Origin of the sequence: Amycolatopsis melonis (assembly GCF_040064235.1) — a bacterium.
In the GTDB taxonomy this organism is placed as follows: domain Bacteria; phylum Actinomycetota; class Actinomycetes; order Mycobacteriales; family Pseudonocardiaceae; genus Amycolatopsis; species Amycolatopsis melonis.
Window position 1 is genome coordinate 309,705 of sequence record NZ_JBDZYD010000012.1, and the last position, 24,599, is coordinate 334,303.

The 24,599-nt window shown below is 74.0% G+C and carries 10 protein-coding genes; 4 read left to right on the forward strand and 6 right to left on the reverse strand.

What is annotated here, in order from left to right:
* Window positions 1-2: 2 nt before the first annotated feature.
* Window positions 3-17,654: a non-ribosomal peptide synthetase gene (locus tag ABJI51_RS31160; protein ID WP_431605676.1), complete on the reverse strand. Its 17,652-nt coding sequence runs from the start codon at window positions 17,652-17,654 to the stop codon at window positions 3-5.
* Window positions 17,655-17,732: 78 nt separating this feature from the next.
* Window positions 17,733-19,001: a serine hydrolase domain-containing protein gene (locus ABJI51_RS31165; RefSeq protein ID WP_348954614.1), complete on the reverse strand. Its 1,269-nt coding sequence runs from the start codon at window positions 18,999-19,001 to the stop codon at window positions 17,733-17,735.
* 716 nt (window positions 19,002-19,717) lie between these two features.
* Between ABJI51_RS31165 and ABJI51_RS31170 the strand changes: the two genes are divergently transcribed.
* From ABJI51_RS31170 to ABJI51_RS31185, 4 genes are read left to right on the forward strand one after another with little or no spacing between them, the layout of a single operon-like run.
* Window positions 19,718-20,608: an AraC family transcriptional regulator gene (locus tag ABJI51_RS31170; RefSeq protein ID WP_348954615.1), complete on the forward strand. Its 891-nt coding sequence runs from the start codon at window positions 19,718-19,720 to the stop codon at window positions 20,606-20,608.
* Between the two features lie 59 nt (window positions 20,609-20,667).
* A complete protein-coding gene (locus tag ABJI51_RS31175; RefSeq protein WP_348954616.1) occupies window positions 20,668-21,120 on the forward strand; it encodes an SRPBCC family protein in 453 nt (150 codons plus the stop codon).
* Between the two features lie 32 nt (window positions 21,121-21,152).
* A complete protein-coding gene (locus ABJI51_RS31180; RefSeq protein WP_348954617.1) occupies window positions 21,153-21,971 on the forward strand; it encodes an alpha/beta fold hydrolase in 819 nt (272 codons plus the stop codon).
* Between the two features lie 7 nt (window positions 21,972-21,978).
* A complete protein-coding gene (locus tag ABJI51_RS31185) occupies window positions 21,979-22,758 on the forward strand; it encodes an SGNH/GDSL hydrolase family protein (RefSeq protein WP_348954618.1) in 780 nt (259 codons plus the stop codon).
* Between the two features lie 57 nt (window positions 22,759-22,815).
* Here the strand turns inward: ABJI51_RS31185 and ABJI51_RS31190 are convergent, their stop codons facing one another.
* From ABJI51_RS31190 to ABJI51_RS31205, 4 genes are read right to left on the reverse strand one after another with little or no spacing between them, the layout of a single operon-like run.
* Window positions 22,816-23,436, reverse strand: a complete 621-nt coding sequence (locus ABJI51_RS31190; protein ID WP_348954619.1) for a TetR/AcrR family transcriptional regulator — start codon at window positions 23,434-23,436, stop codon at window positions 22,816-22,818.
* Window positions 23,420-23,893 carry an SRPBCC family protein gene (locus ABJI51_RS31195; protein ID WP_348954620.1) on the reverse strand — a complete coding sequence of 158 codons (474 nt, stop codon included), beginning with the start codon at window positions 23,891-23,893 and terminating at the stop codon, window positions 23,420-23,422. The genes ABJI51_RS31190 and ABJI51_RS31195 overlap by 17 nt, the downstream gene beginning before the upstream one ends.
* Window positions 23,890-24,207: a metalloregulator ArsR/SmtB family transcription factor gene (locus ABJI51_RS31200; protein WP_348954621.1), complete on the reverse strand. Its 318-nt coding sequence runs from the start codon at window positions 24,205-24,207 to the stop codon at window positions 23,890-23,892. The genes ABJI51_RS31195 and ABJI51_RS31200 overlap by 4 nt, the downstream gene beginning before the upstream one ends.
* Window positions 24,207-24,593 carry a VOC family protein gene (locus ABJI51_RS31205; protein WP_348954622.1) on the reverse strand — a complete coding sequence of 129 codons (387 nt, stop codon included), beginning with the start codon at window positions 24,591-24,593 and terminating at the stop codon, window positions 24,207-24,209. Before ABJI51_RS31205 ends, ABJI51_RS31200 begins: the two co-directional genes overlap by 1 nt.
* Window positions 24,594-24,599 lie beyond the last annotated feature (6 nt).

Below are 24,599 nucleotides of genomic sequence, written 5' to 3' on the forward strand. Positions count from 1 at the left end.
CCTCACGCTTCCTGGTCGGAGGCGAGGCTTTCCAGCTCGCCCAGGATGAGTTCCTCGACCGCACCGGCCAGCCCGGCGACGGTGCGGGCGGTCAGCACGTCGGCCGGGGTCAGCCGCACGGCGAACAGCGCGCTCGCCTTGGCCGCGATCTGCAGGCTCCGCAGCGAATCGCCGCCGAGCGCGAAGAAGCTGTCTTCGGCACCGACCCGGTCCACGCCCAGCACCTCGGCCCAGATCGCCGCGATCGCGCGCTCGGTCTCGGTCGACGGCTCGACGTGCCCGGCCGACGGCCCGGCGGGAGCGGGCAGCGCGCGCCGGTCGAGTTTGCCGTTGGCGCTCACCGGAAGCCGGTCCAGCGCGACGAACGCCGCCGGGATCAGGTAGTCCGGCAGCGACCGGGCCAGGAACGCCCGGAGCGCGTCCTCACCGGCGTCCGAGACGACGTAGGCGACGAGCTGCTTGGCACCCGGCTGGTCTTCGCGGACGACGACCGCGGCCTGCGCGACGTCGGGGTGCCGGGCCAGCGTGGCCTCGACCTCGCCGGGCTCGACGCGGAATCCGCGCAGCTTCACCTGGTCGTCGACGCGGCCGAGGAACTCCAGCTCGCCGTCGGCGGTCCAGCGGACGATGTCGCCGGTGCGGTACATCCGCTCCCCCGGCGGGCCGTACGGGTCGGCGACGAACCGGTCGGCGGTGAAGCCCGGCCGGTTCCGGTAGCCGCGGGCCAGGCCCGCACCCGCCAGGCACAGCTCCCCGGGCACGCCCGGCGGCACCGGGCGCAGGTCCGCGTCGAGGACGCGGGCCCGCACGCCGTCCAGCGGCTTGCCGATGGGAATGCGGTCCGGGACGGGCCCGGCCATCGGGTGGGCCGTGGCGAAGGTGGTCGTCTCGGTCGGGCCGTAGCCGTCGACGACCCGCAGGCCGGGACACGCGGCCAGGACCCGCCGGACCGCGGCCGCCGGGACGACGTCGCCGCCGGTCCAGACCTCGCGCAGGCCCGCGAAGCAGTCCGGGGTGTCCTGCGCCAGCACGCGGAAGAGCCCGGCGGTGATCCACATCGCGGTCAGGCCGTGCTCGCGGACCAGCTCGCGCAACGCCGGCGCGTCCACGCCCTCGCCGGGACCGGCGACGACACAGCCACCGCCCAGCAGCGGCACCCACAGCTCGTAGGTCGTGGCGTCGAAGGCCAGCGGCGAGTGCAGCAGGACGCGCTCGTGCGCGCCGCCGCGGAACCGGTGGTCGGCGGCCAGTGCGGCCACGTCGCGGTGCCGCACGGCGACACCCTTCGGCACGCCGGTCGACCCGGACGTGTACATCACGTACGCCAGCTGGTCCGGATCAACGTCGACGGCCGGATCGCCGTCGGGCTCGTCGTCCACAGAGGACAGCAGGACGGTCCGGGCGTACGGGTACGCCGTCTCGGCGACGACGAACCGGACGCCGTCGAGCAGCGTCTGCTGCCGCTCGGCGGGCGCGCGGGTGTCGAGCGGGAGGTAGGCGCCGCCCGCCTTGACCACGGCCAGCTCGGCGACCACGGCCGCGGCGCGGCCGACGGCGAGCCCGACCGGTTCCTCCGGCCGCAGCCCGAGCCCGACCAGCCGGTTCGCCAAGCGGTTGGCCCGCCGGTTCAGCTCGGCGTAGGTCACCGGCTCGCCGTCGAGGACGGCCGCGACCGCGTCCGGACGCTGCCGGACCTGCTCGGCGAACAGCTCCGGCAGCGTCCGGGCCGGTGGTTCCGCGGCGGGAGCCGTCCACTCGGCCAGGGTGCGGGCGTCGTCGGCGGTCAGCATCGGGACGTCGCCGAGCACGCGGTCGCCGTCGGCGGCCAGCTCGCGCAGCAGGGTGAGCAGGTGCCCGGCGAGGCGGGCGGCCGTAGCGGCGTCGAACAGGGCCGGGTCGTAGCCGAAGTCGACGGTCAGTTCCCGGCCGGGTGAGGCGACCACGGTGAGCGGGAAGTTCGTCGTCTCGCGTGCCGACAGCTCGCGCACGGCCAGGCCGTGCCCGGCGGCCGCGCCGGTGATCGGGTAGTTCTCGAACACCACCAGGCTGTCGCACAGGTTCACCCCGCCCGGTAGCCCGGCCCAGCCCTGCACGCGGGCCAGCGGCACGTGCCCGTGGCCGCGGGCTTCGGCCTGGGCGGCCTGGAGCCCGGCCAGCCACTCGGCGACGCGGGCGCCGCGGCGGACCTCGGCCCGCACGGGCAGCGTGTTGATGAAGATGCCGGTGATGTCGTCCACGCCGGGTACTTCGGCCGGGCGGCCGGAGGTGGTGGCGCCGAACACGACGTCGCGGTGTCCACTGTAGACCGACAGCAGCAGCGTCCAGGCCCCCTGCAGCACGACGTTGTGGGTGAGGCCGTGCCGCTTGACGAACGCGTCGAGCGTGCCGGTGGCGGACTCGTCGAGCCGGACCGGCAGCCACTCCGCCGAACAGGGCGCATGCCCCGGCGCCCGGGTCCGGTCGGCGGGCAGCGGTGTCGGGCCTTCGATCCCGGCGAGCGCGGCACGCCAGAACCGTTCGGCCTCGGTGTCGTCCTGGCGGGCGAGCCAGGCCAGGTACTCGCGGAACGGCGGCCGCACCGGCAGCGGCTGCCCGGCGTAGGCAGTGCAGACGTCGGAGAGGACCTGGAAGACGCTCCAGCCGTCGAGCAGGACGTGGTGGAACGTCCACAGCACCTGGACTTCGGTGTCCGACAGCCGGGCCAGGACGACCCGCATCAGCGGTGCGGTGCCGAGGTCGAGGCCCTGGTCGCGGTCCTCGGCCAGCAGCTGCCGCAGTTCTTCGGCGCGGCCGGGTTCGCCGAGCCCGGTCCAGTCGAGGTGGCGGACCGGCAGTTCGGCGGCGCGGTGGACGACCTGCACCGGCTCGTCGACCCCGGCCCAGATGAACGCCGTGCGCAGGACCGGTGTCCGGTCGACGACCTGCTGCCATGCGCGGGCGAGGCGGGCCGGGTCGGTGACGCCGTCGAGGACGAAGGTGGCCTGCTCGAAGTACAGGCCCTGGGCGGTCTGCGAGAGGCCGTGGAAGACCATGCCGCCCTGCATCGGGGTCAGCGGGTAGACGTCCTCGACGGCCCGCCCGTCGCCGGCGAGTGCGTCCACTTGCGACTGATCGAGGGTGACCAGGGGGAAGTCCGACGGCGTCCGGCCACCGGCCTCCGGGGTCGCGCAGTGCGCGATGATCTCGCGAAGGGCGTCCAGCATCCGCCCGGCCAGTGCGGCGACGGTGTCGTGGCGGTGCAGCCCGGCGATGTGGGACCAGCTCAGTTCCAGTTCGCCGCCGGTGATCCGGCCGACGACGTCGAGGGCGTGGGTCCGGGGCGCGGCCGGGTCGACGTCGGCGTCGAGCTTGCCCGCGGCGTCGTCGTCGAACCGGCCGAGGTAGTTGAAGCTCACCAGGGGATCGATCACGGGCGCGGTGCCGGTGAGGTACCGGAGTGCCCCATAGCCGATGCCCCGTCGCGGTACCGACCGCAGCTGCTCCTTGACCGACTTCAGTGCCGTGCCCCAGTCGTCCGGAACCTCCAGGGCCACCGGGAACATCGTGGTGAACCAGCCGACGGTCCGGGACAGGTCGACGTCGTCGAACAACTCCTCCCGCCCGTGGCCTTCGAGGTTCACGACGGGCGTCTGCCCGGTCCAGTCCCGCAGCACGCGGCCCAGTGCGGCGAGCAGGACGTCGTTGACCTGCGTCCGGTACACCTCCGGGACGTCCTGCACCAGCGCGCGCGTCTCCTCGGCGGTGAGCCGGACGGTGACTTCGCGGCTGTCGGCGATGGTGGCCGGACCCTCGCCGTCGGCGGGCAGCGGTGGCACGGGCGGCAGGCCGCGCCAGTGGTCCAGCTCGTCGTCGAAGCCACCGGCCTCGGCCAGTGCGGCCAGCCGCCGGGCCCAGTCGAGGAACGCCGTCGTCTTCGGGGCGAGCGTCTCGCCGCGGTAGGCGGCCTGGAGGTCTTCCAGGAGGATCCGCCACGACACGCCGTCGACGACGAGGTGGTGCGCGGCCAGCAGCAGCCGCCGCCCGTCGAGCACCGCGGTCAGCAGCGGGCCGCGGGCGAGGTCGAACGCCACCTTGTCGCGCAGCAGCTCCACCGGTCGGACCGGCTCGCCGTGCTGGACCCCGCCGCCGAACCGCAGCCGCAGCGCGTCGTGGTGCTCCCAGAGCGCGGCCAGCGCGCGACGCAACGCCGGTTCGTCGACGTCCTCGGCGAACTCGACCACCACCCGCTGGTCGAACCGCTCCGGCTGGGTCTGGAAGTACCAGCGCTGGATCGGCGTCAGCGGCGCCTCGCCGGTGACCGGGCCCTGCTCGGCGCGCGGTCCGCCGTCACCGCCGGCGTGCGCGGCCAGCGCGGCCAGCGTCGGGTGCCGGAAGACGTCGTGCGGCAGCAGGGTCAGCCCGGCCCGGCGGGCGCGCGAGACGACCTGGATGCTGAGGATGGAATCCCCGCCCAGCTCGAAGAAGTTGGCCTCGGCACCGACGCCGTCGACGCCGAGGACGTCCGCCCAGATCGCGGCGAGCGTCCGCTCGGCCTCGGTCGAGGGCTCGGTGCGGCTGCGGTCGGCGGTGAAGTCCGGCGCGGGCAGGGCGGTGCGGTCGAGCTTCCCGTTGACGTTCAGCGGGAACCGCTCGAGCCGGACGAACGCGGCCGGGACCATGTAGTCCGGCAGCGTCCGGCCCAGGAACGCGGCCAGGTCGTCCGCGTCGCCGGTGAAGTAGGCGACCAGGCGCTTGACGCCGTGGTCCTCCCGCGCCACCACCGCGGCCTGCGTGACGCCGGGGTGCTCGGCCAGCGCGGCCTCGATCTCGCTCGGCTCGATGCGGAAGCCGCGGACCTTGACCTGCTCGTCGACCCGGCCGACGAACTCCAGCTCGCCGCGGGCGTTCCAGCGCACCAGGTCGCCGGTGCGGTACATCCGCTCGCCGGGCGGCCCGAAGGGTGCGGGCGGGAACCGGTCGGCGGTCAGGCCAGGGTCGCCGTGGTAGCCGCGCGCCAAGCCCGCGCCGGCGAGGTACAGCTCGCCGGACGCACCCGGCGGGACCGGCCGCAGGTCGGCGTCGAGGACGTAGGCCCGCATGTTGTCCAGGGGCTTGCCGATCGGGACGACGTCGGGGATCTCACCGGGCAGCGGCTGCACGGTCGCGAACGTCGTGGTCTCGGTCGGCCCGTAGACGTCGGCGACCAGGGTGTCCGGGCACGCTTCCTGGACCCGGCGCAGGGCGGCCGCGGGCACGGCGTCGCCGCCGGTCCAGACCTCCCGGACCCCGGCGAACACCTCCGGCGCCTCCTGCGCGACCAGCCGGAACAGGCCGGTCGTCAGGAACGTCCCGGTGACCTTGTGCGTGGCCAGGACCCGGCCGAGGGTTTCGACGTCGAGGTCACCCGGCGGCGCGAGCACGACCGTGCCGCCGTTGAGCAGCGGCACCCAGAGTTCGTACGTCGAGGCGTCGAACGCCTGCGGCGAATGCAGCAGCACGCGGTCGTGCGCGGCGAATCGCCGCTCGGCGGTCAGCGCCACGACGTCCCGCTGACGCACCGCGACGCCCTTCGGCTTGCCGGTCGAACCGGAGGTGTAGATGACGTACGCGAGGTTGTCCGGGTCCGCCGTCGGCAGCGGGACGTCCGCGGTCTGCCCGCCCGGGACGACGACGTGTCCACTGTGGAGTGTCCGGGCGGTGTCGGCCCAGGTGTCGTCGGCCAGCAGGATCGGCACGCCGTCCAGGAGGGTCCGCAGCCGCGCCTCGGGGGCCCGGGTGTCCAGCGGCAGGTACGCGGCACCGGCCAGCACGATCGCGAGTTCGGCGACGACCAGCTCCGGCGAACGTTCCATGAGCACGCCGACGAGCCGCTCCGGCCCGGCGCCGAGTGAGACCAGGTAGCGGGCGAGCCGCTCGGCCCGTTCCGCCAGTTCGGCGTAGGTCAGCTCGACGTCGTCGCCGGTCAGGGCGACCGCGTCCGGCGTGCGCCGGGCCTGTGCGGTGAACAGCCCGGCGACGCTGCCGTCGGGCAGCGGGTGCGCGGTGTCGTTCCAGGCCACCAGCACCTGGTGGCGTTCGGCCTCGGTGAGCAGGTCGACCTCGTCCAGCCGCCGGTGCGGGCCGGTGGCGAAGGCGTCGAGGATGCCGGTGAGCTGCCGGGCGATCCGCTCGGCGGTGGCGGTGTCGAACAGGTCGGGGTCGTAGCCGACGTCGATGGTGAGCGTCTTCCCCGGCGAGGCGACGATGCTGAGCGGGTAGTTCGTCGTCTCTACCGCGTCGACGTCCCGCAGCCGCAGGCCGTGCGCCGCGGCGGCGCTGACCGGGTAGTTCTCGAAGACGACGAGGCTGTCGAACAGGCTGCCGGACGTGCCGCTCCAAGCCTGCAGTTTCGTCAGCGGCAGGTGCCCGAACCGGCGGGCCTCCACCTGCCGGGCCTGCAGGGCCGCGAGCCAGTCGGCCACGGCGCCGCCGGCCGCGGTGACGCGCACCGGCAGGGTGTTGATGAAGATGCCGGTGACGTCGTCGGCGCCGGGCAGCTCGACCGGGCGCCCGGACACCGTGGTGCCGAAGCAGACGTCCCGCTCGCCGCTCAGCCGCGACAGCAGCAGCGCCCAGGCACCCTGCAGGACCGTGTTCATCGTCAGCCCGGCGGCCCGGGCGGTGTCCTGCAGCCGGGCCGAGTTCTCGACCGGCACCCGCAGCCAGCGCGCCGAGCGGCTGGTGTGGGCCTGCGCGGGGACGCGGTCGAAGGGCAGCCGGGCCGGGGCGGTGAGGTCGCCGAGTTCGCGCCGCCAGTGCCGTTCGGCCGCGGCGTCGTCCTGCCGGGCCAGCCACGCGACGTACTCGCGGAAGGGCGGCCGCTCGGGCAGCGGGGCCCCGGCGTAGGCGGCGAAGACGTCCGACAGCACGCCGAAGACGCTCCAGCCGTCGAGCAGGACGTGGTGGAACGTCCACAGGACCCGGATTTCGGTGTCCGACAGCCGGGCCAGCACCAGCCGCAGCAGGGGCGACGCGGTGAGGTCGAGGCCTTCGGCGCGGTCGGCGGCGAGCACGTCCTGCCAGGCTTCGGCCTGTTCGTCGAGGGTGCGGTCCCGCCAGTCGAGGTGGGTGACCGGCACGCCGAGCTGCCGCTGCACGACCTGAACCGGTTCGGGCACGCCTTCCCAGACGATCCGGGTGCGCAGCACCGGCGTCCGGTCGACGACCTGCTGCCAGGCGCGTGCCAGCGCGGCCGGGTCGTCGGCGCCTTCGAGGACGAAGGACACCTGCTGGAAGTAGACGCGTTCCTCGCGCTGGGACAGGGCGTGGAACACCATCCCGGCCTGCATCGGCGTCAGCGGGTAGACGTCCTCGACGGCCCGGCCGTCGCCGACCAGCTCGTCCACTTCGGACTGCGTGAGCGTGACCAGCGGGAAGTCCGACGGCGTCCGGCCGCCCGCGCCCGGCTGCGCGCAGTGCGCGACGATCCCGCGCAGGGCGGCCAGCATCGCCGTGGCGAGTTCCTCCACAGTGGACTCACGGTGCACGCCGTCGGCGTAGTACCAGGTCAGTTCCAGTTCTCCGCCTTCGACGCGGCCGACGACGTCGAGCAGGTGTGCCCGGGCCGACCGCGGGCTCTCGTCGGACTCGATGCGCCCGGCGCCGAACTGCCCGAGGTAGTTGAAGCTCACCTGCGGATCGATCACGGGCGCGGTGCCGGTGAGGTACCGGAGTGCCCCATAGCCGATGCCCCGCCGCGGTACCGACCGCAGCTGTTCCTTGACCGACTTCAGTGCCGTGCCCCAGTCGCCGGGGACGTCGAGGGCGACCGGGAACATGGTGGTGAACCACCCGACGGTCCGGGACAGGTCGACGTCGTCGAACAGGTCCTCCCGGCCGTGGCCTTCGAGGTCGACGACCGGGGTCTGCCCGGTCCAGTCGCGCAGCACCCGGCCGAGCGCGGTGAGCAGGACGTCGTTGACCTGCGTCCGGTAGACCGCGGGGACCTCGCGCAGCAGGGCACGCGTCTCGGCTTCGGGAAGCCGGACGGTGACCGCGCGCATCCCGGCAACCGAGGTGTCGCCGTCGCCGTCGACCGGCAGTGCGGTGGTCCCGGGCAGGGAACGCCAGTGGTCCAGTTCGTCGTCGAAACCGCCGGCTTCGGCATGTTCGGCCAGCCGGGTGGCCCACTCGCGGAACGACGTCGTGCGCGGGCCGAGGTCGATCGGCTCGCCACGCAGGGCCTGGTCGTAGGCACGGTCGAAGTCCTCGACGAGCACCCGCCACGACACGCCGTCGACCACGAGGTGGTGCACCGCCAGCTTGACGTCGTGCTCGGAGACGTCCAGGCGCACCAGCGGCGTCTCGCCCCCGACCGGCCCGTTCTCCTGATGCCACCCGTCGTCGCCGGAGGTGAACCGCATCCGCAGCGCGTCGTGGTGCTCCAGCAGCGCGTCCACGGCCTGGCGGGCGGCGGCCAGGTTCACCGTGTCCGGTCCCAAGTGGACGAACTGGTGGAAGTGGGCGGGCTCGGCGGTCTGGGTGGCGAAGAACCAGCGCTGGATCGGCGTGAGCGGCACCGCGCCGCTGACCGGGCCGCGCTCGGCGACCTCATCGGTCGTGCGCGCCGCGGCGACGAGCGCGGCCGGGGTGCGGTGGGTGAACAGGTCACCGGGCTGCAGGTCCAGCCCGGCCCGGCGGGCGCGGGAGACCACCTGGATGCTGAGGATGGAGTCGCCGCCCAGCTCGAAGAAGTCGTCGGTGACGCCGACGCGCTCGACGCCGAGGACTTCGGCCCAGATGCCGGTGAGGACGCGTTCGCGGCCGGTTCGCGGCGGCACGTGCTCGCGGACGCCGAAGTCGGGCGCGGGCAGCGCGTGGCGGTCGAGCTTGCCGTTGACGTTGACCGGGAACTTCTCCAGCCGCACGAACGCGGCCGGGACCATGTAGTCCGGCAGGGTCCGGCCGAGGAACTCCGCCAGCCCGCGGGTTTCGCCGACGACGTAGGCGACCAGGCGCTTCACGCCGCCGTCGGCGCGGGCCAGCACGGCCGCCTGCTCGACGTCCGGGTGCTCGCCGAGCGCGGCTTCGATCTCGCTGGGCTCGATGCGGAAGCCGCGCACCTTGACCTGCTCGTCGGCCCGGCCGACGAACTCCAGCACCCCGTCGGTGGTCCAGCGCACGAGGTCGCCGGTGCGGTACATCCGCTCCCCCGGCGGGCCGAACGGGTCGGCGACGAACCGCTCGGCGGTCAGCCCCGGCCGCCCGAGGTAGCCGCGGGCCAGGCCTTCCCCGGCGATGTGCAGCTCGCCCGGCGCGCCCGGCGGGGTGAGCCGCAGATCGGCGTCGAGGACGTAGACGCGGACGTTGTCCAGCGGCGCCCCGATCGGGACGACGTCGGGGATCTCGCCGGGCAGCGGGTGCACGGTCGCGAACGTCGTGGTTTCGGTGGGGCCGTAGACGTCGGCGACCAGGGTGTCGGGACAGGCCGCCTGGACGCGGCGCAGGGCGGCGGCGGGCACGGCGTCCCCGCCGGTCCAGACCTCCCGGACGCCGGCGAACGCTTCGGGGGCCTCCTGGGAGACCAGCCGGAACAGGCCGGTGGTGAGGAACGTGCCGGTGACCTGGTGCGTGGTCAGGACCCGGGCGAGGGTGTGGACGTCGAGGTCACCCGGGGGCGCGAGCACGACCGTGCCGCCGTTGAGCAGCGGGACCCAGAGTTCGTACGTCGAGGCGTCGAACGCCTGCGGTGAGTGCAGCAGCACGCGGTCGTGCGCGGCGAAGCGGTGGTCGGCGGCCAGGGCCACGACGTCCCGGTGCCGCGCGGCCACGCCCTTGGGTTTCCCGGTGGAGCCGGAGGTGTAGATGACGTAGGCGAGCTGGTCGGGATAGGTCGTGACCTGCGGCGCAGTCTCGGGACCGGCGGCCGCGGCGGTGACGACCGGGCCACTGTGGACACTCTCGGCGGTGTCCCGCCAGGCGTCGTCGGTCACCAGGACCCCGGCCGCGGCTTCGCGCAGCAGCAGCCGCAGGCGTTCGGCAGGCGCGCGCAGGTCCAGCGGCAGGTAGGCGCCGCCGGCCTTGACGACGGCCAGCTCGGCGACGACCAGATCGGGCGAGCGGTCCATCAGGATCGCGACCCGGTCCTCGTGCCGGACGCCCAGCTCCCGCAGCCGGTGGGCCAGCCGGTTGGCGCGGACGTCCAGTTCGCCGTAGGTGACGGACTCGTCGTCGGTCACCAGCGCGACCGCGCCGGGGTCGCGCCGGACGCGCGCCTCGAACAGCTCGGCCACCGTTCCGCCGGGCAGCGGGCGGGTGGTGTCGTTGCGCTCTTCCAGCAGCGACCGGATCTCGGCGGCCGACAGCATCGGCACGTGCGTCACCGGCTCGTGCGGCGCCGCCGCGAACCCGCGCACGAGTGCTTCGAGGTGGTTCGCGAGCCGGGTGGCGAGCGCCGGGTCGATCAGCTCGGGGTCGTGGGTCAGCACCAGCGACAGCCGCGGCCCGGGGTAGGCGACGACGCCGAGCGGGTAGTTGGTGCGCTCGGCCGCGCGGACCTCCCGCACCCCGGAGACTTCGCCGACCGGGTAGTTCTCGAAGACGACGATGCTGTCGAACAGGCTGCCGTCGCTGCCGCTCCACGCCTGCAGCCGGGTCAGGCCGACATGCCCGAAGCGGCGGGATTCCGCCTGCGCCGCCTGGATTTCCCGCAGCCAGGCGGCGACCCCGCGGTCGCTGTCGAGCCGCACCCGCACCGGCAGGGTGTTGATGAACAGGCCCGGGATGTCGTCGGCGCCGGGCAGTTCCGCCGGGCGGCCGGACACCGTCGCCCCGAAGCACACCTCGCGTTCGCCGCTGTAGCGCGACAGCAGTGCCGCCCAGGCGCCCTGGACGACCGTGTTGACGGTCAGCCGGTGGCGCCGGGCGAAGGCGTAGACCGCGGCCGAGGCCTCGTCGTCGAGTTCGACCGGGATCCGGGCCGACGAGCTGGCCGTGTGCGTGCCGGCCGCGCGGCCGCCGGGCAGCGGGGTCGGCGTGACCCCGGCGAGTTCGGCTCGCCAGTGGGCTTCGGCGAGGCGGTCGTCCTGAGCGGCGAGCCAGGCGGCGTAGTCGCGGAAGGGACGGCGGGCCGGGGGTTCCTCGCCGCGCAGCACCGCGAGGACGTCGGACAGGACGCCGAAGACGCTCCAGCCGTCGAGCAGGACGTGGTGGAACGTCCAGACCACGCGGACCGTCGTGGCCGACTCGCGGGCGACGACCAGCCGCATGAGCGGCGCCCGGGTGAGGTCGAGCCCGTCGGCGAGGTCCTCGGCCAGGGTCCGCCGCAGTTCCTCCTCGGTGTCCTTTCCGGACCAGTCCGGGTAGGACACCGGGACGGTCGCGGTCCGCTGGACGACCTGCAGGGGTTCGGGCACGTCCTCCCAGACGATCCGGCTGCGCAGCACCGGCGTCCGGTCGGCGATCCGCTGGAACGCCTCGCCGAGCCGTCGCGGGTCCGGTACGCCGTCGAGGGCGAAGGAGATCTGTTCGAAGTAGACGCGGTCGCCGGGCTGGGCCAGGCCGTGGAACACCATCCCGGCCTGCATCGGTGTCAGCGGGTAGACGTTCTCGACGGCGCGGCCGTCGCCGACGAGCCGATCCACTGTGGACTGGTCGAGTGCGGCCAGCGGGAAGTCCGAGGGCGTGCGGCCGCCCGCGTCCGGCTGCGCGCAGTGCGTGACGATCCCGCGCAGCGCGTCGAGCATCGCGGTGGCGAGCCGGTCCACAGTGGTCTCGTCGTGCACGCCCTCGGCGTAGTGCCAGGCGAACTCCAGCTCGTCGCCGTCGATCCGGCCGACGACGTCCAGCAGGTGCGGGCGGACGTCGTCGGGGTCGGCGTCCAGCGACAGCTCGCCGTGCAGGCCCGCGTACAGGTCGCCGGGCAGGTCGAACTGCCCGAGGTAGTTGAAGCTGACCTGTGGGTCGATGACGGGCGCGGTGCCGGTGAGGTAGCGCAGGGCGCCGTAGCCGATGCCTCGCCGCGGTACCGACCGCAGCTGTTCCTTGACCGACTTCAAGGCCGTTCCCCAGTCGCCGGGGACGTCGAGGGCGACCGGGAACATCGTGGTGAACCAGCCGACGGTCCGCGACAGGTCGACGTCGGCGAACAGCTCCTCGCGGCCGTGTCCTTCCAGGTCGATCACCGGGGTGTGCCCGGTCCAGTCCCGCAGAACCCGGCCCAGCGCCGCGAGCAGGACGTCGTTGACCTGCGTCCGGTAGACGTCCGGGACCTGCCGCAGCAGCGCCCGCGTCTCCCCGGCCGGGAGCCGGACGGTGACCGTGCGCGCCTGCCGGACGGTGTTCGGCCCGGCACCGTCGACCGGGACGGGCAGGGCGGCCGGGAGACCGCGCCAGTGGTCCAGTTCGTCGTCGAACCCACCCGCCTCCGCGTGGGCGGCCAGGCGCGCGGCCCAGTCCCGGAACGACGTCGTGCGCGGGCCGAGATCGACCGGCTCGCCACGCACGACCTGCCGGTAGGCGCGCTCGAAGTCGTCCAGCAGGATCCGCCACGACACGCCGTCGACGACCAGGTGGTGCGCGGACAGGCGCAGCACCCGGCCGGACAGCGACCACCGCAGCTGCGAGGGTTCCTCGCCGACGGCCGCGTTGTGCTGCCGCCACCCGCCGTCGTCGTCGTGGATGAACCGCATCCGCAGGGCGTCGTGGTGCTCGGCCAGCGCCGCCATCGCCGTGGTCACGGCGATCTCGCCGGCGTCCTCGGCGAGGACGACCGAAATGGCCTGGTCGAACCGTTCCGGGGCGCGCGACGTCGCGAAGAACCAGCGCTGGATCGGGGTCAGGACGACGTCGCCGGACACCGGGCCGCGCTCCGGGGCCGCACCGGCTTCGGCGACGGCCGGGGCCAGCGCGGCGATCGTCTGGTGCCGGAACAGGTCGGCGGTCGTCACCGCCAGGCCCGCCCGCCGGGCACGGGCGCTGACCTGGATGCTCAGGATCGAGTCGCCGCCGAGGGCGAAGAAGTTGTCCTCCACGCCGACGCGGTCGACACCGAGGACGTCGGCCCAGATCCCGGCGAGCACCGCCTCGCGCTCGGTGCGCGGCGCCACCGGCTCGCGGGCGGCTTCGGACTCCGGCTCCGGCAGCGCGTGGCGGTCGATCTTGCCGTTGGCGTTGAGCGGGAGTGCCTCCAGCACGACGATCGCCGACGGGACCAGGTAGTCCGGCAGCGTGCGGGCCAGTGCCCGGCGCAGCTCGCCGGAGTCCACAGTGGCCTGTTCGGCGGGGACGACGTAGGCGACGAGCCGCTTGCGGCCGCCGGTGGCGCGGACGGTCACGACGGCCTGCGCCACCCCAGGTTCGGCGGTCAGTGCCCGTTCGGCCTCGGCGGGCTCGACGCGGAAACCGCGGATCTTGACCTGGTCGTCGGCGCGGCCGGCGAACTCCAGGGTCCCGTCGGGACGCCACCGCCCGCGGTCGCCGGTGCGGTACATCCGCTCCCCGGGCGCGCCGAACGGGCAGGCCACGAACCGGTCGGCGGTCGCGCCGGGCCGGGCGAAGTAGCCGCGGGCCAGCCCGGCCCCGGCAATGCAGATCTCGCCGAGCGCACCGGGCGGGACCGGGCGCAGCCGGTCGTCGAGCAGGTAGACGCGCATGCCGTCCAGTGGCGTCCCGATCGGCACGACGTCGGGAACCTGCTCCGTCATCGCGAAGGACGTCGCGAACGTCGTGGTCTCGGTGGGGCCGTAGCCGTCGACGACCGCGAGCCCCGGGCACCGGTCCAGCACGCGGCGCGCGGCTTCCGGCGGGACGACGTCGCCGCCGGTCCAGACCTCGCGCAGCCCGGCGAAGCACTCGGGCGTCTCCTCGGCGAAGAGCCGGAACAGGCCCGCGGTCAGCCACATCGCGGTGACGCCGTGGGCCGCGGTCAGCGCCCGGACCGCGTCGGCGTCGAGGTCCCCGGGCGGCGCGACGACCACCGTGCCGCCGTTGAGGAGCGGTACCCAGAGTTCGTAGGTCGAGGCGTCGAAGGCCAGCGGCGAATGCAGCAGCACGCGCTCGTGGGCGCCCCCGGCGAACCGGCGGTCGGTGGCCAGCGCGGTCACGTCGGCGTGCCGGACCGCCACGCCCTTCGGCACGCCGGTCGACCCGGAGGTGTACTCGACGTAGGCCAGGTTCGCCGCGGCGGCTCGTGAGTGAGAAACCGGGTTAGAACACTGTTTTTCACTCACGAGCGCGTCGGCGACCACGACTGTGTGTCCGCTGTGGACGGTGACCGCGATGTCGTGCCACCGGTCGTCGGTGAGCAGCAGCGCCGTTCCGTCGAGCAGCAGGCGCAGGCGGTCGGCCGGGGCACGCAGGTCCAGCGGCAGGTAGGCGCCGCCGGCCTTGAGGACCGCCAGGACCGCCACCACGAGGTCGGCCGAGCGGTCCATCAGCACCCCGACCCGGTCCTCCGGCCGGACGCCGAGCCGGACCAGGTGCGCCGCGAGGCGGTCGGCCCGGTCCCGCAGCTCGCCGTAGGTCAGCCGGACGTCCCCGCAGAGTACGGCCGGGGCGTCCGGAGTGCGCCCGGCGCACCGGTCGAACAGCTCCGGGACGGTGGCGGCGGGGACGGCGTCCGGGGCGGCGAGCAGCACGCGGCGGTCGTCCGCGGTGAGCATCGGCAGGTCGCCGACCGGACGGCCGGGGTCGGCGGCAATGCCGGTGAGCAGTGCTTCGAGGCTGCGCGTGAGCCGTTCGACGGTGGCCGTGTCGAAGAGCGCGGTGGCGTACTCGACGGTGACCCGCAGGCCGTCGTCGCGTGGCCAGAACTCCACCACCAGGTCGAACCGGGCAGACGGCCGCGGCAGCTCGTACTCGCTCACCCGCAGCCCGGCGACTTCGCGGGGCTGCACCAGCGGGCTCTGCAGGACGACGACGGCCTGCACCAGCGGCGTCCGAGACGGGTCGCGGTCCGGCTGGACCTCCTCCACCACGCGGTCGAAGGCGACGTCGCCGTGCGCGAACGCCGCCAGCACGGTTTCCCGGACCTCGGCGAGGAATCCGGTGAACGGCTGCTCGCCGTCCACCTGGGACCGCAGGACGAGGGTGTTGACGAAGAACCCGGTGAGTGCTTCCAGCTCGGCGCGGTCGCGCCCGGCGACGGCGGTGCCGACGGCGATGTCGCGCTGGCCGCCGTACGCCGCGAGCAGCACCTGCACGGCCGCGGTGAGGGTCATGAACAGCGTCGCGCCGTGCGGGCGGCCGAGGTCGGCCAGGCGGCGCACGAGGTCCGCGGGCAGGTCGTGCCGGTGGACGGCCCCGGCGGTCGACCGCTGCGGTGGCCGCGGCCGGTCGGTCGGCACGGACAGGGGCTCGATCCCGTCGAGGGCCGCGCGCCAGTACGCGAGCTGATCGTCCTTTTCGGACTTCAGGCGCCAGAGGGTGTAGTCGCGGTAGCCCACCGGCAGCGGCGGCGGGGTGTGCCCGGCGTAGAAGTCGAGCAGCTCGCCGATCAGGATGCCGACGGACCGGCCGTCGGTGACGATGTGGTGCTGGCACAGCAGGAGCAGGTGCTCCCCCGGCGCCTGCGGGTACAGCACGGCCCGGGTCAGCGGCCCGGTCCGCAGGTCGAACGGGACACTCAGCTCGGCGGCGAGGACGTCGTCGCCGGCGGGGGTGTCCGCGATCCGCAGCGGGATTTCGCCGGTCGGGGCGATCCGCTGGATTCCTTCGCCGTCGACGGAGTCGAACGTCGTGCGCAGTGACTCGTGGCGGGCGCAGAGGGCGGCCAGCGCGCGGCGCAGCGCGTCGACGTCGAGCGGTCCGGACAGCCGGAGCGCGACGCCGGTGTTGTATTCGGCGCTGCCGCCGGTGAGTTCGTCGAGGAACCACAGCCGCCGCTGGGCGGGTGACAGCGGTGCGGTGTCCGACGGCGGCGCGACGGGGATGCCGGTCTCCGCCGCGCGGGGTGCGTCGCCGAGGAGCCGGGCCAGCGCGGCGACACTCGGCGCGTCGAACAGCGTCCGGGCGGAGAAGTCCGCGCCGAAGGTCCGGCGCAGCCGGGAAACCGCCTGGACCGCGAGGATCGAATCGCCGCCGCGGGCGAAGAAGTCGTCCCCGGCACCCAGGTGCTCGACGCCGAGGACGTCCGCCAGCACCCGCGCGACGGCCCGCTCGGTCTCCGTCTGCGGCTCGGTGCCGGCGCCGTGTTCGGGCGGGGGTGCGGGCAGCGCCCGCCGGTCGACTTTCCCGTTGGCGCTCAACGGGAATGCGTCGAGCACGACGAACGCCGAAGGGACCATGTAGTCCGGCAGTGCCGCGGCCGCGATCCCGGCCAGGTCGACCGGCGCCGCCTCCGGGGCGAGGACCACGTAGGCGACCAGCCGCTTGACGCCCGGCCGGTCCTCCCGCGCGACGACCAGGGCTTCGGCGACCGCGGCGTGGGCGGTGAGCACCGTCTCGATCTCGCCCGGCTCGATCCGGAAGCCGCGGATCTTGACCTGGTCGTCGGCGCGGCCGAGGAATTCCAGCTCGCCGTTTTCCGTCCGCCGCACCAGATCGCCGGTGCGGTACATGCGCTCGCCGGGCGGCCCGAACGGGCAGGCCACGAACCGCTCCGCGGTCGCCCCCGGCCGGGCCCAGTAACCCCGTGCCAGCCCGGCACCGGCCAGGTGCAGCTCACCGGGCTCGCCCGGCGCGACCGGGTTCAGCGCGCCGTCCAGGACGAACGTGTGCACGTCGTCCAGCGGACGGCCGATCGGCACCGCGTCCGGGACGCCGTCCGCCGACGGCATCGGGTGGGAAGTCGCGAAGGTGGTCGTCTCGGTCGGCCCGTAGCCGTCGACCACGGTCAGCCCCGGACAGGCCCGCAGGACGCGCCGGGCGGCGCCGGCCGGGACGACGTCCCCGCCGGTCCAGACCTCTTGCACGCCGCGGAAGCAGTCCGGTGCCTCCTGCGCCACGACGCGGAACAGGCCCGCGGTCAGCCAGAGCGCGGTGACGCCGTGCCGGGCGAGCACCCCGCGCAGCGTCTCGACGTCCAGGTCGCCGGGCGGGGCGACCACCACCGTGCCGCCGGTCAGCAGCGGCACCCACAGTTCGTAGGTCGACGCGTCGAACGCGACCGGCGAGTGCAGCAGGACCCGGCGGTGGGCCGCGCCGGCGAACCGGTGGTCGGCGGCGAGGGCGGCCACGTCGCGGTGGCGGACCGCGACACCCTTGGGTGTCCCCGTCGACCCCGACGTGTGCATCAGGTACGCGAGGTGGTCCGCCATTACCGGCGGCGGCGTGAATTCCGTGTCCGGCAGCGGCTGCCCGGCCTCGACGATCGGTCCATTGTGGACCCGCGCGGCGCGGGCCGGGTCGTCGGTCACCAGCACCGTGACTCCCGCCGCGGCGAGCACCAGGCGCAGCCTGCTGTCCGGCGCCCGCCGGTCCAGCGGCACGTACGCCCCGCCCGCGGTCACGATCGCCAGCTCGGTCACGACCAGCTCGGCCGACCGGTCCAGCAGCACCCCGACCCGGTCCTCGGCCCGCACGCCGAGTGCGTGCAGGCGGGCGGCGAGGCGGTGCGCGTCCGCGGCCAGCTCCGCGTAGGTCAGCCGGGCACCGGCGCCGTCCACGGCGACCGCGTCCGGATGTTCGCGCACCCGCCCGGCGAACAGCTCCGGCAGGGAGCCGGTTCTCGCCGGCGCGTCGGGCGGGGTGTCTTGCACGGTCATCGTCGTTCGCACCTTTCGGGCACACCGGGGGAACCCGCCGGCACGGGCGGGCGGAGCGGGGAGGGAGGGAGTTCAGCGGCGCCGCGCGAGGCGGCCGCCGATTTCGACCGCGGTGGCCGCGCCGGGCGTGCCGTGGAACCGGCCGCACGGGGTGGCCCGGCCGGTCGCCGGGTCGCGCACGGTGAAGGTGGCGTCGTCGTAGCGGGTCAGCTCGGGGAAGACGTCACCGTCGACGACCAGGCAGACACCGCCGTCGCCGGGCCGGATCGTGTAGTCGATCGCGCCGTTGCGGTAGGTGGCGAAGTCGCCGGCGGGCATCGGGACCGGGCGGGCGTCCGGCTCGCGGAAGCGCGGCAGCGGCAGCGCGAAGTCCAGCCCGCGCAGCTCGTCGGTGAGGTCGTGCCACAGGTCCGTGCCGCCTGCGCCGTTCGCGGTGAACGCCACCACGCACTCGCCTGCCTGGTCGATCCGCAGGTGGCAGGCGGTGCCGTCGGCCGTGCCGTCGTGGCCCAGCCAGGCGTCGTCGCCGTCGCCGAAGTGCGCGAGCCCGAGGCCCCAGCCGTCGGCCAGGCCGTACGGCCGGGCGGCGGGAACGCGCCGGTGCATGTCGGCGGCGGTGACGACGTCGAGGATGCCGGGCTTGCCGAGGTGGACCCGGCCCAGCTCGGCAAGGTCGGCGGCGCTCAGCGCGAGTGCGCCCGCCGGTTCGAGCATCGGCGGCAGGAGCTGGCCGACCGCCCGGCCGCCGTGCGCGTGCCCGGAGACGGTGGCCGGGCTGTCGACGTAGGCCGGTTCGATGCCCAGCGGGTCCAGCAGGATGGCTTCGACCGCTTCGCGCCAGGTCATCCCGGTGACGGCTTCGATGAGCGAGCCGACCAGCGCGTATCCGAGGTTGGAGTACGAGAACGCCGTGCCGGGCGGGCAGACGGGCTCGGCGGCCCGGATCTGCCGCAGGCACGACCCGGCGCCGTCGGCCGGATCGGACGGCAGGCCGCTGGTGTGGGACAGCAGCAGGCGCGGGGTGAGCCAGGCGGGCAGCCCGGAGACGCCCAGGACGTCCCCGGCGGGCTCGTCGAGGTCGAGGTCGTCGTCCGCGGCGAGGGCCATCGCCACGGTCGCGGTGGCCACCTTCGTGATCGAGCCGATCGGGACCGGCGACACCGCGGTCATCGGCTGGTCCCGACGCTCGACACCGGTCTGGACCACGGTCTTTTCGCCCCGGTGCAGCACGGCGAGCTGCGCTCCCGGCACGCGGTGCCGCCGGGTGAGGTGCGAGAGCACCGCGTGCAGCTGCTCCGCCGTCGCCGATGCGCTCCGGTGCGCCTCTCTCACGGACTGCATGACCGAATCCTCCGCATTCACCATCTGAATAAGCCCCCACTGCACCACGTCCGGCTGACGACCCGATCGCCTGACCGTCCGGAATCAACACGCTGCCGGGCGCAGGAGATCGTCAGTACCGCCAAATGCGGGAATTCGCAGCCACCCGATTCCCGCTTGACACTACCGACAGTCACGCCATTAACGGCACCATTCCACCGCATGAACATCGCCCCATTCCGAGCATGCAAGAGGTATTGCGGGGAGCATTTGCGGGCACGCCGAACCGCGCGTCGCCGCGACGGGCGACGCGTCCACGAAACCGCGCCGGGGGCCGGCCAAGCCGGACCGGACGCCTCCGACCAGGCGTCCGACCGCGGTCCCCGCTCCTCTGCCTGCCGGGCGGCACGCTCGTCCTGCCCGGCAGCCGAGTGCTGTTTCCCCGCTTCCTGGCACTTGAAACGCCGGATGCGGGAAAAAGCCTGGCCGGTTCGCTCCGCATCGACACATTCGATGATCGTTTTCCTGGATCATGCGCCGCCGAGCTGCGAAAACGGCCTAGTGGATCATTCCGCGGCACGGTGTAAGTTACTTGAGAGTCGTCTCCAGCTGTCCCGCATAACGGGAAATGCGTCCCACGCAAGGTCACGCGAATGGCCTGTAACGAATCCGATTCCGGCCGCGACGTGATAGGCCTGTGATAGGGGTCACTCCGCTCCGCGGGTAACCTCGGACGCATGGTCTTCGACTCGGTCCGGTTCGACCTGCGCCCCTATGCCGGATTCGAGACCGGGCGCTTCGTGCGGCGGACGTTCTGCAGCTGGGAAGACGCCGGCTGGCGGTCTTTGCTCGTCCAGCGGTTCGACCACGTCCCGGTCGCCGAGGACATGGCGCTGCCCGGCGCGGCCGACCTGCATCTGGTTCTGCCGGTCGCCGGGCAGGCCGCGATGACGACGCGCGACGGCGGCCGCGCGGTCCACGAGCGCTGGCTGCCGGGGCAGGTCCAGCTGGGCATCCCGCACCGGCCGGTGGTCCGCAGCTACCGCACGGACGGGAACCTCCGCAGCGTCCAGGTGCACATCCCGCGCGACACCGTCGACTCGGCCGTGGCGCGGCTGGGCGGCGACGTCCCGGACTTCGAGGCCATGGCGGCGTCCGTCGCCACCGGCGACCCGCTGCTGGCGGAGGCGGTCCGGGCACTCGGCTCGGCGGGCGCGGCCGACGACCTCTATGCCGAGTCCGCGGCCGGCTTCCTGACGATGCACCTGCTGACCCGGCACGGGCGCCTGCGCGAGGACCGGCCGCCGGTCAGGGAGGACGCCCGCGTCCGGACGGCCGTCGCGTTCCTGCGCGAGCGGCTGGCCGAGCCGGTCACCCTGGCCGACGTCGCCGCCGAGGTGCACCTGTCGGTCTACCACCTGGTCCGGGTGTTCCGGACCGTCACCGGGCGCACCCCGCACCGGTTTCTCACCGAGCTGCGGGTCGAAGAGGCGAAGCGGCTGCTGCGCGAGACCGCCCTGCCGCTGGACCGGATCGCCCCGCGGTGCGGCTTCACCAGCGCCGGCGCCCTGTCCACGGCGTTCGTCCGGCACACCGGCGTCCGCCCGTCGGCCTACCGCAATTCCTGACCGCCACACCGCAATTCCGGGCATGGGCTCCGGCGGGCGGCGGCCCTAGCGTGACGATCATGAACCGGCAGTCCTACGACGTCACCGCGGAATCCGCGGCCCCGCCCCCGGCCGTGTGGGCCCTGTTGCTCGACCCGCACAGCTGGCCGGACTGGTCCCCGATCGACGCACTGGAGACGGCCGAATCGTCCGGCCTGTCCCCCGACCGCCGCGACGGCGTCGGCGCAGTGCGGGCGTTCCGCACCGGCAAGGTCGTCACCAGGGAGCGGATCACCGAGCTGGAGCCGGAACGCCGGTTCGCCTACGAGGGCGTGGAAAACCCGCAGCTGTCCGATTACCGGGCGGCGATCGAGCTGACGCCCCGGCCCGGCGGCGGCACGAGCATCCGGTGGCACGGCACGTTTTCGGCGCGCTGGGGCATGCGCTGGTTTCTGCGGCGGTACCTGCACCGGTTCATGCAGACGATGGCGGCCGGGCTGGCCGAGCACGCGGCCAGGTCATCGGCCACCTGAACCCCACCTTCCCTCACCACCAGGAGTTCCGCATGCCCGAGCTGCGCCGCGTCACCGTCAACGGGGTCGAGCTGAACGTCGCCGTGGCGGGGTCCGGCCCGGCAGTCCTGCTGCTGCACGGCTTCCCGCACACGTGGGAGCTGTGGACGGACGTCATCGCCGGGCTGTCCGGCCGCTACCGCGTCATCGCGCCGGACCTGCGTGGCTTCGGCGCGAGCAGCCGGGCCGCCACCGGATACGACGCGGGCACCCTGGCCGAGGACGCCGCCGCACTGCTCACCGCACTCGGCGAGACCGAGGCCGCGGTGGTGGGCATCGACGCGGGCACCCCGCCGGCGTTCCTCCTCGCCCTGCGCCACCCCGGCCTCGTGCGGCGCCTGGTCGTCATGGAGTCCCTGCTGGGCAGGCTGCCCGGCGCGGAGGACTTCCTTGCGGGCGGCCCGCCGTGGTGGTTCGGCTTCCACGCCGTGCCCGGCCTCGCCGAGACGGTGCTGGACGGTCACGAGGCCGAATACGTCGACTGGTTCCTGCACACCGGCACCCTCGGCGAGGGCGTGCGGCCCGCGATCCGGGACGCTTTCGTCCGCGCCTACACCGGCCGCGAGGCGTTGCGCTGCGCGTTCGCCTACTACCGGGCGCTTCCGGAGAGCGCGGCCCAGATCGAGCAGGCGGTCGCCACGGCCCGCTTGACGGTCCCGACGATGGCGATCGGCGCCCATCCGGTGGGGGCGGCACTGGAACGTCAGCTCCGCCCGATCGCCGACGATCTCACCGGACACGTCCTCGAGGACTGCGGTCACATCGTCCCGCTGCACCGGCCACAGGCTCTGCTCGCGCTGCTGGGGCTATGATCGGCGCATGCAGACTAAGCGCTTAGTCAGCCTGGGTGACTCGTTCACCGAAGGCGTCGGGGACGACGACCCGGCGGCCCCGCACGGTGTGCGTGGCTGGGCCGACCGCACCGCCGAGCAGCTCGCCGGGCACGACCCGGAGTTCCGGTACGCCAACCTGGCCATCCGCGGCAAGCTGCTGCCCCAGGTGCTGGCCGAGCAGCTCGAACCCGCGCTGGCGATGGCGCCCGACCTCGTCACCCTCTACGCCGGCGGCAACGACCTGATGCGCCCGAAGGTCGACATCGACGGGCTGATGGACGCCTACGAAGCCGCGGTCGCCCGGATCCGCGCGACCGGCGCCCGCCTGGTGCTGTTCACCGGCGTCGACGGCGTCGAGGACCCGCTGTTCCGCACGATCCGCGGCCGCGTGGCGATCTACAATGAGCACGTCCGCGGCATCGCCGCCCGCCACGGCGCCCTGCTGGTCGACCTGTGGTCGATGCGGCAGCTGCGCGACCGGCGGCGGTGGGCACCGGACCGGCTGCACCTCAACGCGCTCGGCCACACCGAGGTCGCCATCGCGGTGCTGGACGTCCTGGGTGTCGGGCATGCGCTGGCCCCCACCGAGCTGGGACCGCGGGACGTGCTGAGCCCGGCCCAGCGCCGCAGCCAGAACCTGCGGTGGGCCCAGGAGCACGCACTGCCGTGGATCGGGCGGAGGCTGCGAGGCGAGTCCTCGGGTGACACGCTCACCCCGAAGCGCCCGACGCTGGAGCCGGTCGGCTCAGTGCCGCTCTCCCGCTGAGGGGATCTGCCGCGGCTTGTCGTGAGTGGCAATGAGCGTTCTAACCCTCATTACCACTCACGACGGCTGCGGCAGACCCGTCAGTCCTGCCGAGGGGCGCAGGCCGTCGAACAGGATGGCCACGGCCCGGTCGCGCAGCTGGGCGTCCGGGCCCGCGTACTCCGCCGCCCGGGCCACTCCGATGATCACCGGGATCAGCTCGCCCGCCGCCAGGTCCTCGCGCACCGCACCCGCGGCCTTCGCCCGCGCCAGGAGCACGGCGAGTGCCTTCATCAGGCGGGCGCCGATCTCGGACTTCGACACCGGGACCGTGATCCCCGCCGCCGTCAGTGCCTCGAAGTAGGCGTTCTTCGCGCTGGACATCTCGACCCAGCTGGTGAGGAACGCGAAGAACGCGGCGCCCGGGTCGGCCGAGTCCGCCTCGACGGTCGCTTCGGCCTCCTCCACGAACCGGCGCAGCCGGTTGAAGAGCACCGCCTCCAGCAGTGCCTCCTTGGTCGGGAAGTGCCGGAACACCGTGCCGATCCCGACGCCGGCCGCGCGGGCGACCTCTTCGGTGGGTGCGCCGGTGCCCTTGGCGGCGAACACGCTCTCGGCCGCCTCCAGCACGCGGGCCCGGTTGCGCCGGGCGTCGGCGCGCAGGGGTTTCGGCGCTTCGGGCTCAGCGGCGGAAGTCACCGTCCGATCGTAACGGGGCCGGGTCGGGCAGCGTGTCCAGCAGCCGCGCGAGCGCCCGCGGCACGCGGGACCGCCAGCCACCGCCCATGATCCGCCGCGAAACGCGCTGGAACTCGTCGTCCGGGTCGAAGCCTTCGTGGCTGAGGAACAGCCGGGTGCCGGTGCCCTCGGGCACCAGCCGCCAGGTGACCGTCCACTGCGGACCCCAGCGGATGCTGAGCAGGCGCTCCGGCTCGACGTCGAGGACCTCGCAGTCCACCGGGCCGCCCGCGAACCCCGCCGCCGGGACCGGCTCCGCCAGCAGCGTGAACCGGTGCCCGGCCACGGGCCGGATGTCGTTGGGCATGTTCAGCCAGCGTTCCAGCAGGTCCGGCTCGGTCAGCGCGCGCCACACCTTGCGCGGCGGGTGGGCGAGGAACTGGTCGACGTGGACGGCCGACGGGTCGTCGTCGGTCACAGGTCCTCCTCGTCCAGCAGGTCACGCAGGTTGGCCAGCTTGCCGCGCCAGAACCGCTCGTACGGCGTGAGCCACTCCGCCACCTCTTCGAGCGGCGCCGCGTCCAGGCGGTAGACGCGGTTGCGGCCCTCCCGCTGCTCGGTGACCAGGCCCGCCTCCCGCAGCACCCGCAGGTGTTCCGACAGGCTGGGCCGGGCCATCGCGAACCGCTCGGCAATCGCGCCGGCGGGCATCGGGCCGTCGAGCAGCAGCCGCAGGACTTCGCGCCGGGCCGGGCTGGCCAGCGCGGCGAAGACGTCGTCGTTGACCGGCATCAGCGCGGCACGGCCCCGAAGTCCGACGGCTCGAGCAGCCCGACGACGTGCCCGTCGAGATCCCGGAACGACGTCGCGCGGCCCCACGGCCACGCCTGCGGGTCGGCGACCTCGACGCCGGCGGTCCGCAGCGCGGCGACGTCGGCGTCGAGGTCGGTCGACTGCAGCTGGAAGTGCCGCGGCCCCCCGGCGGTCCCGGTGACCTGCTGGTCGGTCAGGACCACGCCGGTCTTCGCCCCCTTCGGCGCGACCATCACGAACCGCCCGCCCTCGGGCGTGCGGCGGTCGACGAGTGCTTCGAAGCCGAGCTTGCCGACGTAGAAGTCCCGCGCGCGGGCGTGGTCGGCGACGGGCAGGGTCAGGAACTGCACGTGGGTGATGGTCATGCCGGA

Bases quoted from the DNA above. Each gene is read 5' to 3' on its own strand.
- ABJI51_RS31165 (WP_348954614.1), bottom strand. From the start codon at position 19,001: ATGCAGTCCGTGAGAGAGGCGCACCGGAGCGCATCGGCGACGGCGGAG.
- ABJI51_RS31170 (WP_348954615.1), top strand. From the start codon at position 19,718: ATGGTCTTCGACTCGGTCCGGTTCGACCTGCGCCCCTATGCCGGATTC.
- ABJI51_RS31175 (WP_348954616.1), top strand. From the start codon at position 20,668: ATGAACCGGCAGTCCTACGACGTCACCGCGGAATCCGCGGCCCCGCCC.
- ABJI51_RS31180 (WP_348954617.1), top strand. From the start codon at position 21,153: ATGCCCGAGCTGCGCCGCGTCACCGTCAACGGGGTCGAGCTGAACGTC.
- ABJI51_RS31185 (WP_348954618.1), top strand. From the start codon at position 21,979: ATGCAGACTAAGCGCTTAGTCAGCCTGGGTGACTCGTTCACCGAAGGC.
- ABJI51_RS31200 (WP_348954621.1), bottom strand. From the start codon at position 24,207: ATGCCGGTCAACGACGACGTCTTCGCCGCGCTGGCCAGCCCGGCCCGG.
- ABJI51_RS31205 (WP_348954622.1), bottom strand. From the start codon at position 24,593: ATGACCATCACCCACGTGCAGTTCCTGACCCTGCCCGTCGCCGACCAC.